This is a genomic window from Mesotoga sp. UBA6090 (assembly GCF_002435945.1).
Classification (GTDB): Bacteria; Thermotogota; Thermotogae; order Petrotogales; family Kosmotogaceae; genus Mesotoga.
The window spans coordinates 1-14,327 of record NZ_DIXC01000021.1 but is presented as its reverse complement, the minus strand read 5'-3'; the positions used below and the strand labels follow the sequence as shown (position 1 = coordinate 14,327).

Genomic DNA, 14,327 nt, shown 5'->3' with positions numbered 1-14,327 from the left:
ACTTCCCAGTCTATTTGATTCCGGAGCTCAAAGCGGTATCTGTGAAGTATCTTTGAAAAACGAGAAAAACAATAATGACGGGTAGAACTGAAACCGTCGTCGCGGCCATCAGAGGGCCCCAATCAGCAGTGTACCTGTTCTTGAACACTTCCAGCCCAAGCTGCAGAGTCCTCATAGATCTGTCGCTTGTAACCACAAGGGGCCAGAGAAAATCATCCCAAGCTTGAGTGAATGTGAAAATTGCAAGGGCAGACATCGCAGGCCTTCCCAGTGGAAGAAAGATCTTTCTAAAGATTCCGAGTTCGGAGGCACCATCTATTCTGGCAGCCTCTGAAAGCTCCTTTGGAAACTGCATATAGAACTGCCTCATAATGAAAACCCCGAAAACAGTCATTATGTGGGGGATAACGAGACCAGCGTACGTGTTGAGAAGACCGGTGCCTCCCCTTCCCAGAATATCATTCCCACCCACGAGAGGGAATGATTTCACCATCAAGAAAGTTGGAACCAGGGTCACCTGAACGGGTATCATCATGGTACTCAAGAGAACTACGAATAGGACGTTCTTCAAGGGGAAATCAAGTCTGGCAAAGGCATAGCCTGCAAGAGAGCAGAACACCAGATTAAACGCCATCGAAATCAGTGATACTATGGCGCTGTTTAGAAAATAGTTGCTGAAGCCTCTGGCGGTAAGTGCCGATTGATAGTGTTCCAAAGTTACTGTCTTTGGTATGAATGTAGGCGGCCAGGCGAATAGCTCCGCATTCGGTTTTAGCGAGGAGATAACCATCCAGAAGAAAGGCGACCCGAATATGACTGCGGCAAGCGAAAGCAGTAATAAAGTTCTCAGCTTGTTTTTCTTCATTCTTAAGCCTCCTTCTGCTGACGTGATCGGAAGCTGACAACGGACAGGGTCATAATTATTATCCCAAGAACGAACGACATCGCGCTCGCATAGCCCATATCCATGTAGTCGAAAGCTGCTCTGTAAATAAGAAGTCCGACCGTTGTCGTAGACTGCAGCGGACCCCCTCCTGTCATGACGTACATCTCCGTGAAGGACTGAAGAGTGCTGATAATACCGACAATCAGTACATAGACATGAACCGGTCTTAGCAGAGGAAGAGTGATCCTGAAGAATCTTCGAACTGACGAGGCTCCATCGATCGCTGCTGCCTCATAGAGATTTCTTGAAATTCCCTGAAGACCGGCTAGATAGATAAGCATATTCCAGCCTGCTCCTCTCCATATCCTCATAGCAACAATTGAATGAAGCGCAGTGCTTGGATTTCTGAGAAAATTCACAGGCGGTATGTTGAAAAGTGAGAGAAGGAAATTCAATATGCCGATTTGAGGATCATAGAGCCAGATCCAGATCATACTTGCCGCAACCATAGGAGTAATAACCGGGAGGTAGTAAATTGCCCTGAAAACTCCCATTCCCTTCAGAGCGCTGTTGACGAGCAAGGCGAGCAGCAGAGAAATCAGCATGTTTAGAGGCAGGACTTCAATTGAGAATTGAAAAGTCACAAGAACCGCTCTCCAGAACTCCGAGTCACCAAATATCCGAAGGTAATTTTCAAGGCCAATGAACCTGGCGTCTCCAAAACCCGAGAATTTTGTTAGACTCAGAAAGAGAGAGACAAAGATCGGGACTATTTTGAAGATAAAGTTGTAAACAAGCACCGGTGCAATGAAGATCAAGGCTGTTACTGTTATTCGCCTCTTGAGTTTCCCCGCACTGCTCACGCGCCACCTCTTAGAAGACAAATGGCCGGCCGATCCGTGAGGGGAAGCCGGCCTTTGTAAAATTACTTAAGTTTGCTTATCTCCTCAGCTGCGCCATCTAGCGCGTCTTTCGGAGTAATGACTCCCATAATTGCTCGTTCGAGATACTTAGAGATAATATCTCTTGCTTGAACCCAGAAAGGAACATTAGGATTTCCGTAGGCGTATTTCGAGCCTTCTACAAATTTCATCAAATTTGGATCATTCGCTATGTACTCAGCCTCGACACCGGACTGTCTTGGTGGCAAACTGCCAAGAGCTGTGTTAATTTCTATTAGTCCTTCTTTTGATGTCAAAAAGGTAAGAGCCTTTGCAGTTGCTTCCAGATTCTTTGTGCTGTTCGAAACTATGAAGCCCGCGAAGGAGTAGAAACCGGCTCTCTCGTATCTTGCAGGTGGGAAAGAGAGGCGAATCTTGGAGTAAACGTCCGGGCTGTATTCCTTGATGGCAGCGAGAGATTCGTTGTTCATGAAACAGATCGCCGCTGTGCCCGCCGCAATCGGCGCAAGATTTCCGACCGGGGTAAGACCGTATTCAGAGGCGACCTTGGCCTCCCGTATCAGGTCTACGTAATATTCTAGAGCCTCCACTCCGGACTGGTCATTGAATGTCGGATTGAAGTCGTTGTCGAAGAGAGCGCCGTTGTTCGCAATGAGGAAGCCTGTCCATACTTGCTGAAGATCAATCCCCGATACAGGAATGTCCAAACCTGCCCTAACTAGCCTTCCCGACTCATAAATCGTCAGTGCCTCGGCATAGGCTCTTAGCTGTTCCCAGGTTAACGGCGGTTCATCGGGGTCGAGACCGCTCTCAACGAAGAAGTCTTCCCTGTAGGCGAGAAGTCTGCCAGAGCCGAACACTGGAACCATAAAGTTCTTGCCTCGGTAAAGACCAACACTCAGAGTACCCCCAAAATCCTCTGGATCCTCGAGCTTGTCGATGAGGCTGTCGATGCTCATTATTACACCCGTTTCCGCAAATCCTGCAATGGCGGCCTGACCATGCATGAATATGTCGGGTCCTATGCCGCCAGCAAAGGCGGTGGTCAGTTTCGTGGAAAGCTCGCCCCACGGTATGTACTCTACAGCGAGTTCAATATCAGGGTTGCCTTTCTCAAAGGCAGGAACTAGTCGATCGTCCACGGCCTCCATCAAGGCCTCCGGTGTACCTGCAAACCAAACTGTGACCTTCGTCTTGCCAAGAGCTGTGAAACCCAGAGCAAGACAGATGATCATAATCAATAACCATTTTTTCATTGCCACACCTCCTTGTCATTCTCTGGCAATCTCGCTGAACTCCCTGACAGTCCGCGAAAAACTTCCTATATCGGTTCCAGTTACTATTGGGCCGATTATCAGGCCCTTGAAGCCAAGACTGAGAATTCTGTCTGCATCGTCAACGGTAATCCTTTTTTGGGTCGGGATAAAGGAAGGCAGTCCTGAAAGCTCTAGTACTTCCAGGTATTTGAGAAGGTCCTCCAAAGAAAGGTCTTTCCCGTAGTCTTTTGGGTCGATGATCGATATCTCTACCGCATCTGCCCCCGATCTTCTTAGATGTGAGGCCATCGATCTGCAATATGTATGATTAAGAGCAAGCATCTTGCAGAGATCGTTTTTCAAAATGTAGAGCGGGGCGTAGTCGACATAGACATCAAAGAAACTCAGACCGAATTCACCCATTTCCCTTAACTCATCTTCTGACGCCATTGCCTCCGCTCCTGGAACGATTCCCATGCAGCAGCCAAGAGTGGAATAAATGTACTTCACCGTCTCTCTAACATCGGTCCATGTAACATGAGCCTTTCCCGTTACTCTGTGCTTCACATTTATGTGAAGCTTAATTGCGTCGGCCCCGTTCTCAACGGCAGCTCTTGCGTACTCGAGACTGTTTTCGGGAAGACTGACTACCAAGAGTCTGTCTTTAGAACCCATTAGCTCTCTGAAATGCATTACTTCTCCCCCCTTAGAGTTTCACCTTCCATCAAGAACGGTTCCACAAACACAACTCCCTTTGATTCGGAATTGCCATCCATCAATTCCTGAAGCAGGGTTACGGCGATTCTTCCAAGAAGATAGGGATTCAGTGCGACGGTAGTTATTCTTGGTGAGATCATTTTGCAGAAATCTAGTCCTCCAAATCCAATAACGCCTATCTCTGAAGGAATAGAGACCTTCCTTTCTTGCAGAGCCTCGATCACACCTTTTGCAAGCCAATCGGTCGTGCAGAAAATGACTTCCTTCTTTCCCGGTGTTATGGAATGACTTTCGATGGCTTGTCTTCCGTCTCTCTCTTCGAAGGAGTTGCATTCAATAATTTTCACCTGGTCAAATGGGAAGCTGTTTTCGCTCAAACATTTGAAGAAGCCTTCCAGTCTGTCGGCGAATGTCGAGACGTTTCTTGGTCCTGTGATAATGGTAATTGAGGAGTAGTCATGTTTGATAATCTCATTTGCGGCGAGATAGCCACCTCTCGCATTGTCATTGTTTACAGAAGCTAAGTATTCCAGACCTGCATATTTGCCTATTAAGACTACCGGAATCTTTACCGCCGATAGGAACGTTTTTAGATCGTCAGGCATGGGGATGCCTCCAACGATCAAGCCTTCGACAAGATCAAGTGGAATAAGCGATTCATCGAAGCTCTTTCTGCTTCTAATTGACTGAACCAGGCAGTGAATATCCGACCCTCCAGCTCCTCTCAATATTCCTCGCTGGACTCCAGAGAAGAATTCGTCGCTTTCGATTGATCTGTGAGGATTGCTAACAAAGAACATGACAACCTTACTCCCAGGCCAATTGGCTATCTCACCTGAGTATCCGAGCTTCTTTGCAATTCTCAAGACCTTCTTCTTTGTGGCTTCGCTGATTCGTCCGTCATTGTTAAGTACTCTTGATACGGTCGAAATGGATACGCCAGACGCTTCAGAGATCTCTCTTAGAGTCGCCACAGTAATTACCTCCATTGATTGAATGTCTTATGCAAATTATGCAAACTTGGAAACTTCAAGTCATTCTATCAATTGCGGGAAAAATAAACTAATGTCAAAGAATTCCTTCAGAGAACCCTTCCGCCGCCTATTCCTTGTTATTTGTGATTACTGTGGATATTCTCAAGATTTCGTTGCAAGGAAGGGAAATTGGTTTGTGCAAAAGATGCAAAGCAATCGAAATGCGTTGACCAGAAGGATTACAAGGCACCTCTCTGTATAGTGTCTCAAAACTCGGTTTTCTTTAGGTGTATGCGTCCCTGATGCTCTTTATTGCATTACAGGTTCAAATCTCCAGCGTATTCACCTAATTGCCAAAGGCTACTAATAACTGTGAATAACGAATGTCTACTAAATTTAGTTCCCAATTGATAAAGGGCTCAGCTCAAATTCTATGAATAGAAATGAAGTGTGCGATAATGCCAATAATGGCGTCTTGTCTTGAAGATTTGGATATCATACTTGTTGGGAGGTTCTTGTGAACAGCTTGCAATAAACTAAAGTTGCATTTAAAGCTTGGTTGATCCTCTAAGATCGCGCAACAAAGGAGGGCATTATGTGGAGTAACTATCAGAAGAGTAGAATTGTCTATCTTCGGGATCTCTTGGAGATGGGTATAGAATACACTGGACCTGATTTTGATCGCGAGAAGCTTCTGAACGAGTCTTGTTCGGGCACTTTCGATAAACTTTCGAAGCTCTTGTCCGAAGTATTTGCTCTGGACTATGAAATCGTTAAGGAGAGCGAATTCTTTGTACTTTACTACTGGAGTGTTTTTATCTGGGACGAAACCACACCATTCGACACGAGGTTCGCTGCGGCGAAAGAGATCGTCAGTATTGGCAACAAGCTCCGACATGAGAATCTGAATAATTTGCCTGATAAGGCTTCTGCGGGTTTAGATGTTGAAGAGTCAGTCTACGAAGCAATGGGGGTAAATGAATTCAGAGGACCTGAAATGGCCCGATGGTATTATCTTGCAGGTCTCAGCGTGCTTTCATATTTCCTTCATCATACTGGGAAAATTGATTCGGAGATTGAAGATGCTGAACAGAAAGAACTTGAGTATGAAGCAGTGAGGCTGGCGAAATACTGTCCAAGGTTCTACTTGCAGTACGTGAATCCTTATTCCGATGTTGTGTTCGGGCTTATTGAGCCTGTGATGGCGCACTATGCCCTTGGTCTGAACAAAGATGTGGAAGTTCCTCTCCTGCAATATATTTTCGAAGATACTCCTGCCGGGTCGATGGCAGGATATGGTGCGTCTGCACTTGCACTTGTATGTCTTCTGGCGAATGAGGATCAGCAAATAAGGAGGAACACCGCCGCTGTCGCAGAAAATCTGCTTGAGTGGAGTGAAGACCAGATCAGCCCTCTGTATATCATTGCAAAGAATTCGATCGTTGACGATTCTCTTACAATGATTATTGGCGAAATTGTGCGTAATACAGATTTCTCTCATTCAGGAAGACCGATTCTGAATTTTCTTAGAATGCTTCTGGGAAGCAAGGAAAAGAAAGAAGTGACAGATATAGTGTGCGGATTGTGCTCTGTCCTCCTCGAAAGTGAACTTCTCCCCAAGTCTAAACCCCTCGAGGATCTGATCACATTTGTTACTGAACTGAAAACCGACTCAAATACCAAGTTAGCTGTGGCTCTTGTTGCACAGAAGGCGGGCTACTCATCCAGAGCAACAGCTCTTCAAGAAATGCTTTCGAAGTCTGATCGGAAGCGTTATGATCGATTTCTTTCCGATTCGAAAGCTCCACCGGTACTCCCGATAGATCTATCGTTGAGCATGAAAATCGCTCCTCTTCTTGAAAAGGCCTATCATTCAACAAAGTATCTACACAAGATCATTCTTGAGGAAAGAGAAGCACTTCTTCCCGGCTTAACCGTTCTGCATTCCGGGGATTCTCCCACAATCGAGTACAACCTCCCACCAGGAAATTACAAATTGATGAGACTCGCTTCTATACGTGATAATTCTGAAAGGGTTGTTCGGATGGAGAACGCACTTGAGAGAGACCCATACGAATTTCAACTCTACTCAATGCTGGCTAATAGTTACTCTGAGATAGGTTTAAACAATCAATGCCAATACACTCTGGAAGCCGGTTATTCAAAAGTGGAAAATCTATTAGATGAAATTGAATCGGAGTCTTACTCGCTCGAGTATGATCGTATGAACAACAGGCCCCTGCTGGATCTACTAGTTGACTATGCTGACTTTCTGAGAATTAGAGTAGGTGACCAGGCGCGAGCGATAGAAATCTATGAAATGCTACTCGATATAGACCGGGAAGACAGAGTGCACGCAAAGCACGGCCTTCTTAACAGCTTATTCAGACAGAAAAACTTCATGAAAGCCGAGAAGTTGCTAGAACGCCATTCTAGAGAGGAAGACGTAGATTTTCTAATGGGGCGTGCGTTCATTAGCATTATAAGAAACAGAAAGCAGGATGCCAATTTGTACCTTCTTCGCGCAACAAAAATGAATCCTGAAATTGTTGAGATGCTTTACAGAGAGATCGGACCCGAAAAGTTCGAAGAATCCCTGGACAGAGACGAAGAGCGGGAAGCTTTGATGTATGCCCTAGACTATCGTAGGATCTGGGAATCCAGTCCGAAGGCATACAACTGGCTAAAGTCTCGCAGGATACCCGACTGAGCAGGGCACTCCTGCTCGGTTTGCTTGGCCGGTAAGAGCCTGCACCGGCTGGCCTTTGCTTCTCTCAAAGGACTCGTGGAGATTTCCATCGTTTGCAGCTCAGAATCAATAGAAGGAATTCGGTCTTTGTTTCATCAATGTTAAAAATGGAGTCACCAAAGAAAAAAAGAGACATACCTGGACTAGAGAATGCACCTTGCATAGTGATTCTCACCGATTTTCTTCATTGGCGGTATCTCGAGATAACACGCCTCTTTGGCGAACGGGCAACGTGGATGGAAACGGCAGCCACCTGGCGGATCGATCAGCGAGGGGATGTCTCCTCCGGTTGTCAGCGGATTCCGCTTGAGTCCAATTTCAGGAGAGGGAGCAGCAGACTTCAACAGTCTCGTGTACGGATGAAAAGAGTTGTTTATTACCTCTTCTACAGGACCGATCTCCATGATCATGCCGGCATACATAACGATTATCCTGTCGCTCATATAACGGGCGCCTGCTAGATCATGAGTTATGTATATGAAAGATACTCCATGTCGTTCTTTGAGGTTCAGCATCATGTTCATAATGCTCATCCTGTTTGATACGTCGAGCATTGAAGTGGGCTCATCAGCCAGAATAAGGTCGGGCTCGACAGAGAAGGCTCTGGCGATATTTACCCTTTGTCTCTGACCGCCAGATAGTTCATGAGGAAACTTCCGAGTGAACTGCTCGGGTGGCTCAAGGCCTACCTGAACGAGGATGTTGTCTACCATTTCCTGTACCGATCTCTTTTCTTTCGCAATCCTGTGAATAATGAAGGGCCGTTCCATAATTCCGCCAACCGTTCTGGTCGGATTCAAGGCCCCGAAAGGGTCCTGAAATATCATTTGGACCCTCTTGTGATGTTTCAGCTCTTCTTTTCGTGACATGGTGCCGCTTAATTCTCTTCCTTCAAACGCCACTCTGCCTGCCGTTTGTCTGTAGATCCTGCTTATTACGTTTGCCGTTGTGGTTTTTCCGCTGCCGGACTCTCCAACTATCGCGAGCACTTCTCCTTTTCGCAGAGAAAAAGAAACGTCGTCCATAGCATGAACAACCTTTCCACGCATTCTGAAAGAGTTCAGGGGAAAGTGTTTGTTGACTCCTTCAAGAACCAGGATATTCTCGTTCACAGGATCTCAGCTCCTTTGTGAAGAAAACAAGCGACACTATGGCGATCGTCTATTCTCTCCAAAACGGGACAGGACTCTCTGCAAATAGGCATTGCCTGCGGACAACGAGGGTGAAATCTACAGCCCTCAGGCGGCTTCAAAAGATCGGGAGGCTTTCCCTCGATACCGCCCATCCGTTTTATCTTACCTGTGAGGGATGGGAAGGAGTTCATAAGCCCTCTCGTGTATGGGTGCAGAGGCCGATTGAAAAGAGATTCGGAGGCTCCATACTCCACTATCTTGCCCGCATACATTATTGCCAAAGTATCACTGATCTCCACGAGTAAAGAGAGATCGTGAGTGATGAATATAACTGAGAAGCCCAGAGCCTTCCTCAGTTCCTGTATCTTCTCGATTATCGTTCGCTGCACTACAACATCCAGCGCTGTCGTCGGCTCGTCCATTATGATCAACTCGGGGTCCAGAATCAAGGCCATCGCTATCATGACCCTCTGTTTCATTCCACCCGAAAGCTGATGTGGGTAAGAGTTGAATCTGTCCGTGGAAATATCTACCAGTTTCAGTACTTCAATCGCCCTCTCGCGAGCGTCGGACTGTGTAACTTCTTCGTGAGCGTGTATAACATCAGTTAGCTGCTCACCGACTGAAAGAACTGGATTGAGCGCATTCATGGCTGATTGAAAGGCCATCGAAATATCTACCCAGCGTATCTTCTTCATCTGTTCTTCGCTAAGTCCCACTAGATCGATGCCTTTGAACAAGAGGCTTCCGCCTTCGATTGTAGCGTTGTCTTTGAGAAGCCGCATAATTGCATATGCCAGCGTTGATTTTCCACATCCCGATTCACCCGCTATGCCGAGGAAGCCACCTCTATCCAGGTCAAATGAGACGTCGTCCACAGCGTGGACGAAGCCGCTTTTGATCCTGTAACCCGCTACTAGATTCTTGCATTGAAGTAATTGAGTCTTCTCGAGTCTTTCCAACTGAATCATCTCTTTCTAAGCTTGGGATTTGAAATCTCGTCGATGGCAAAGTTCATGAGCGCAAAGGAAGTGCCGATCAAGGCTATGCAGATACCTGGAGGAAGGAACCACCACCATGCTCCCGACAGCAGAGCTCCGCTGTTCTGGGCCCAGTAAAGGATTGTTCCCCAGCTCACTATCGATACATTGCCCAATCCCAAGAACTCAAGGGTAGCCTCTCCCATGATTGCTGCCATCGTCGATGTGAAGAAGGACGCCATTACCAGTGAGATCATATTCGGTAGTATCTCCCTGAATACTATGTATAGCGGTTTCTCACCAAGAATTCTGGATACTCTTACGAAATCTCTGTTCTTGAGACTGACGACCTGAGAACGTAGTATTCTCGTAGGCCAGGGCCAGCTGGTGAGTCCAAGTATAAGGACTATCGGGATTACTCCCTTTACGGTTATGTATGCGGCAATGACGATCATCAGGGGGAGACTTGGGATAACGAGGAAAACGTTCGTAAACAGAGATATGATGTCATCCACAACGCCCCCGAAATATCCGGCTACAAGCGCAAGTGTGAGGGCAAGAACCGTAGTGAACAGTCCAGTTACAAGCCCTACGGAAAGCGTGATTCTCGTCCCGTAAACCATCTGAGAGAAGAGATCCTGCCCGGCCTTTGTCGTCCCCAGCAAATGCTGTCCTGAAGGCCTGGCATTTAGCGGGAGTTTCGTTGTGACTTTTTCATATGTGGTCGTGATCGACTGAGTGTAGACTCTTCGTTCTGTGAACTCATCGATCTGCTCCCTTTCAACCGTTGTGGTTCTGCCCATCTCTTCGTCTACTATCCTGAGGACATCGACCTTGTTCGTCTTTGGATCGTAAGGAGCGATAAGCGGGGCGAAGATCGCAACTCCGGAGAAAAAGACGAGTATCATAAGCCCGAACAAGGCCTTTCGATTCTCTACGAAGAGAGAAAAAGTGTCTCTTAACATCACCTGCCACCGTCCCGGACACGGGGATCGAGAATCAGAATAGCGATATCCGCGATGAAATTTGCGACGAGAACGGCCACAGAGATGAAAAGGAAAATAGCCTGCATTAGAGGATAATCCTTGCTTTGAACTGCCTGATAAAGCATCAGTCCCACTCCCGGGTAGGCAAATACCATTTCAGTCAATAAACCTCCTCCAACGACAAATCCCAGAGACATCGCAAAACCCGTTATAGATGGCAGTATGGCATTTTTTGCAGCGTAGAGAGTCTTTATCCTACTCAGTGGGAGTCCCTTAGCTTCGGCAACTGTGATGTAGTCTTCGGCCAGTACGTTGATCATGTTGTTCCTCATAGTGAGTATCCATGCGCCCATCGACGAGATTACGATAGTCAGAGCCGGAAGTATGGCGTGCTTGAGAACGGAAAGATAAAATTCCATTGTTCCCCTCTGAAGCTGAGGCGTATAGGCATTTCCTAGGGGAAATACAGGCAGTCTGAAAGCCAGAAAATATATAAGAAGCAACCCGAGCCAAAAATACGGGAAGGAACGCACGAAAATGAAGAGCCCGACAGTAAAGGAAGCGAGTTTCGTGTTGCGTTTCCATGCAACGCCTACTCCAATCACTGTGCCCAGAAAGAAACTGATGATCGTTGCCGTACCCATAAGCCCAACGGTCCAGGGAACGGCGACCTGCAAGACTCTCCAAACTGGAGTCGGGAATCTGGAGATAGATATTCCCAGATCGCCCTTTAGGAGGTTGAGAAGATACTTTCCGTATTGGAGAAGCAGCGGGTCGGTAGAATCGACACCAAAGGCAGCCCTAATTGCTTCGAGCGATTCCAGAGGAATACCTTGCATCTTGTCGATCAGATCCTGTGCAGGATCACCGGGCATCATTCTCGGAATGAAAAAATTAAGAGTAATTGCAACAAACAGGGCAAATAGCAACAGTCCGATCTTTCTTGCGAAGTAAGCCAATACTGTTCAGAAAGCTTCTTCCTTATGCGGGAAGCAGCCTTCCTTACCCCCTCTCGTGAATGTGGATGAACCTCGCGGGCAACTGCCGCCCGCGAGGTTGCACAAAAAAACTACCTCAGGTGTACAGAAAGCAAGATCGGCATCTTGTCCATCCCGGTCGGTCTTGGCTCTGCGTATGGGTTCTCTGCACTCGGCCAGCCAACGAAATTCCTTGTGCTGTACTCGAACCAAACGGGGTTGAAGAACATAGGTACGGAGGGAAGATCTCTCAGGAAGATCGTTATAACCTCTTCCATTATCTCATCCTGGGCTTGTGGATCTGTCTGCTTCTTATAACTATCGAGCAGTTCGTCGATCTTGTCGTTTTTGTAACGCATTCCGTAGTAATTGCCCGCGTTTTCTCCTATTGGCGCCCAATGCTTGGAATGTACCCAGTTGTCGAACTGGTAATAAGGGCTGGTTCCAGTGACGGAGATTCCGAAAAGTATTTCGTAGTTTCCGTTGAACATCATGTCTTTGTAAGGAGAAGGCCAAGCGGCGAGAGTAACGATAGCCTCGATTCCGACCTCTTTCAGTTGCCTTGCAACCTCTTCGGCTCCCATTATCCAGTCGGTCCAGCCTGTAGGCACATAGAGATTCAGTGAGAGAGCCTTGCCATCCTTCTCGTAAATTCCACTTCTATTAAGCTTGTAGCCTTCATTTTCAATGAGATATCTTGCGTAGTCTGGATCGTATTCTATGCCGTATTCACTGAGACCCTTCTCGGCCAGCCTAAGGTAACTTGCCTTTACACCGGCTAACGAGGCGGGGACAGCTCCACTGGCCATTATCCTGGTTATCTCGAATGGGTCTATCGCTGCGGCTATAGCCGCCCTCAAATTGTAGCTATCGAATGGCCACTTAAGATTGTTAAGATTCAAGAAGACCAGGTTCCCTTCGGGGAGCCAGTATTTGAAGTGCTCGGGGTCGGCCTTTACGAATACCTCATCGATATTGGCAACAAAGTAGCCCGCCCAGTCGAATTCGCCCCTGGCGAGTCTTAGAGAAACCTGCTCGTTGGTTGTAGTTAGTGTCAGGACTTCGTCTATGTAAGGAAGAGGTTTGCCGTCTTCACCAATTTGCCAGTAATTTGGATTTCTGACCACACTAAACGATTGTTCGCTGAATGAGCCTTCCTTCAGAATAAATGGTCCGGTGCCTACGGGAATTCCTTCGCCGATCCAGGTTAGAGGATCATCGACTTTCGACCAGATGTGCTCGGGAACTATGAAGAGACTCGAGAATCTCTGGATGATAGTTGTGTCTACAGATGAAAATGTGAAAGTCACAGTCATCGGCTCGTCAGATCGAACTCCGGTGACTCCCGTTGACCAGAGATTTGCGACGTCTAATGCCCTGTTGTCTTTCCCCAGTCCGACTGTGAATAGAACGTCTTTCTCCGTGAAGAGCATCCCGTCATTCCACAAAACTCCCTCTCTCAGATTGAAAGTCAGCTCCAGAAGGTCGTCGGACCAGTCATAGCTTTCTGCAAGCCAGTTCATGATCCTTCCCGTCATCGGGTTGAAGTATATGAGAGTCTCGTAGAAACCACCAATTGCCATCTCATTGGTGTTCGGCGAGAAGGGGTTGAAGTTCTCGATCAGAATCCCCTGTTTGATCGAGGTAATTCTAAGGGTACCTCCTCTCTTGATCTCGGCGGCGAATAGACTCGCTGAAATCACTAGTGAAACAATAGTCAAGATTACAAGAACCTTTTTCATGAGTTTCACCCCTTTTACAGATTTTGACACATCATTATTATAGACAGTAAGGTGTCAAATTCCAAAGTCAAACATAGCCCTTCAGATGCAGCGCCATGCTTTGAAGAGCCGTCCTTCGTTGACCGCATCAGATCATGAACCAGTCCTTCGAAGAGCAGTTGCAAGTTGTCTGTTCCAAGTTGCCTAGAGTAAGAAAACGACAAATGCCGTCATCTGAAATTGTTTTAGCATCTCGATCCTTCAATAAGACGAGTCGAGAAAGAGCATTGTCGAGAGTTCGCTGTGCTCACCGAGAGGACGAGATTGATTATCGTTGTCCGTTATCGAGATCATGAACCAGATCCCATATAGGAACCCTTAACAGGAGCACTTCAGGGCAGGCTCTACGGGATGACGAAGCGAGGCACTTCCGAAAAGCCTCTTCGTGATAATGATACAAGAAGTCTTCGAAAAGCCACTATCGGGATAATTTCATCAGTAACACTTATAATTGTTAATGTGCCAGTTGCTTCTGTTCGCCAGACCCCAGACCCCGTACTCGATACCCTACTCTTAATTCCGTCATTCTCGTGTATTGTCATAAGAGAGAGAGTATAGAATGAGGGTAGAGGGAGTAGCCAGTCGTCATTCTTAGGCTTAGAGCCTGTAGCTCAGATTGGGCACCCTTCTTAACACGATTGAGAGTAATGGTCGAAAACGCCGCATCCCGTCGTGAACTTGTTTCAGAATCCAGTTCTTGCATTGTGAGTTTGGTTCGCATTCTTGCAACTGACAACTTGCAGCTTGGAACTGTTCCTTTGCTCTTTCCGGCCACCAACCGGTGAGTAGCCCAGGGGGGTTTCACCCCCAGGCTCTCTCAGAACCGGACTTGAACCTCTCGATTCATCCGGCTCCCATTATCCAGCCATATAGAATATCCCCATTGTCCAGTGTACAAATAGATGAGGCTCCCTGCGAGCAAGAGCTTGGAGCCATTTACCCGCTTTTGTGAGGCCTCTCCTTTTCTTGTACTTGTTTCTTACCCA

The 14,327-nt window shown here is 47.0% G+C and carries 11 protein-coding genes and 1 pseudogene; 1 reads left to right on the top strand and 11 read right to left on the bottom strand.

Translation table 11 applies throughout. The features are described 5' to 3' along the window. Nucleotides 1–10: 10 nt before the first annotated feature. From B3K42_RS03500 to B3K42_RS03480, 5 genes are all read right to left on the bottom strand, one after another. The gene (locus tag B3K42_RS03500; RefSeq protein ID WP_292596875.1) at nucleotides 11–865 is read right to left on the bottom strand and encodes a carbohydrate ABC transporter permease; all 855 of its coding nucleotides are present in this window, start codon (nucleotides 863–865) and stop codon (nucleotides 11–13) included. Between the two features lie 2 nt (nucleotides 866–867). Then, nucleotides 868–1,749 carry a carbohydrate ABC transporter permease gene (locus B3K42_RS03495; RefSeq protein ID WP_292596874.1) on the bottom strand — a complete coding sequence of 294 codons (882 nt, stop codon included), beginning with the start codon at nucleotides 1,747–1,749 and terminating at the stop codon, nucleotides 868–870. A 62-nt stretch (nucleotides 1,750–1,811) separates the two neighbouring features. After that, nucleotides 1,812–3,044, bottom strand: a complete 1,233-nt coding sequence (locus B3K42_RS03490; protein WP_292596872.1) for an ABC transporter substrate-binding protein — start codon at nucleotides 3,042–3,044, stop codon at nucleotides 1,812–1,814. Nucleotides 3,045–3,059: 15 nt separating this feature from the next. Beyond that, nucleotides 3,060–3,737 carry a hypothetical protein gene (locus tag B3K42_RS03485; RefSeq protein ID WP_292596869.1) on the bottom strand — a complete coding sequence of 226 codons (678 nt, stop codon included), beginning with the start codon at nucleotides 3,735–3,737 and terminating at the stop codon, nucleotides 3,060–3,062. Next, nucleotides 3,737–4,735 (bottom strand): LacI family DNA-binding transcriptional regulator, encoded by a 999-nt coding sequence (locus tag B3K42_RS03480; RefSeq protein ID WP_292596867.1) that lies wholly within the window; start codon nucleotides 4,733–4,735, stop codon nucleotides 3,737–3,739. The genes B3K42_RS03485 and B3K42_RS03480 overlap by 1 nt, the downstream gene beginning before the upstream one ends. Before the next feature lie 595 nt (nucleotides 4,736–5,330). On the opposite strand from B3K42_RS03480, the gene B3K42_RS03475 reads away from it, so the two are divergent. After that, on the top strand, nucleotides 5,331–7,445 hold the full coding sequence (locus B3K42_RS03475; RefSeq protein WP_292596865.1) for a tetratricopeptide repeat protein: 2,115 nt from the start codon (nucleotides 5,331–5,333) through the stop codon (nucleotides 7,443–7,445). Between the two features lie 182 nt (nucleotides 7,446–7,627). On the opposite strand, the gene B3K42_RS03470 is transcribed toward B3K42_RS03475, so the two are convergent. The 6 genes and pseudogenes from B3K42_RS03470 to B3K42_RS13720 all read right to left on the bottom strand — a co-directional run. Next, on the bottom strand, nucleotides 7,628–8,596 hold the full coding sequence (locus tag B3K42_RS03470) for an ABC transporter ATP-binding protein (protein ID WP_292596864.1): 969 nt from the start codon (nucleotides 8,594–8,596) through the stop codon (nucleotides 7,628–7,630). Beyond that, on the bottom strand, nucleotides 8,593–9,579 hold the full coding sequence (locus B3K42_RS03465; protein WP_292596862.1) for an ABC transporter ATP-binding protein: 987 nt from the start codon (nucleotides 9,577–9,579) through the stop codon (nucleotides 8,593–8,595). The genes B3K42_RS03470 and B3K42_RS03465 overlap by 4 nt, the downstream gene beginning before the upstream one ends. A gap of 5 nt (nucleotides 9,580–9,584) precedes the next feature. After that, nucleotides 9,585–10,562, bottom strand: a complete 978-nt coding sequence (locus B3K42_RS03460) for an ABC transporter permease (protein ID WP_110990864.1) — start codon at nucleotides 10,560–10,562, stop codon at nucleotides 9,585–9,587. Then, on the bottom strand, nucleotides 10,562–11,542 hold the full coding sequence (locus tag B3K42_RS03455) for an ABC transporter permease (protein WP_110990865.1): 981 nt from the start codon (nucleotides 11,540–11,542) through the stop codon (nucleotides 10,562–10,564). Before B3K42_RS03455 ends, B3K42_RS03460 begins: the two co-directional genes overlap by 1 nt. Nucleotides 11,543–11,652: 110 nt before the next feature. Then, nucleotides 11,653–13,302: an ABC transporter substrate-binding protein gene (locus tag B3K42_RS03450; protein ID WP_292596859.1), complete on the bottom strand. Its 1,650-nt coding sequence runs from the start codon at nucleotides 13,300–13,302 to the stop codon at nucleotides 11,653–11,655. Nucleotides 13,303–14,198: 896 nt separating this feature from the next. After that, nucleotides 14,199–14,327, bottom strand: a pseudogene (locus B3K42_RS13720) (group II intron reverse transcriptase/maturase); the annotation flags it as partial.

Coding starts and splice junctions, on each gene's coding strand:
- B3K42_RS03475 (WP_292596865.1), top strand. CDS start 5,331: ATGTGGAGTAACTATCAGAAGAGTAGAATTGTCTATCTTCGGGATCTC.
- B3K42_RS03490 (WP_292596872.1), bottom strand. CDS start 3,044: ATGAAAAAATGGTTATTGATTATGATCATCTGTCTTGCTCTGGGTTTC.
- B3K42_RS03500 (WP_292596875.1), bottom strand. CDS start 865: ATGAAGAAAAACAAGCTGAGAACTTTATTACTGCTTTCGCTTGCCGCA.
- B3K42_RS03460 (WP_110990864.1), bottom strand. CDS start 10,562: ATGTTAAGAGACACTTTTTCTCTCTTCGTAGAGAATCGAAAGGCCTTG.
- B3K42_RS03450 (WP_292596859.1), bottom strand. CDS start 13,302: ATGAAAAAGGTTCTTGTAATCTTGACTATTGTTTCACTAGTGATTTCA.
- B3K42_RS03485 (WP_292596869.1), bottom strand. CDS start 3,737: ATGCATTTCAGAGAGCTAATGGGTTCTAAAGACAGACTCTTGGTAGTC.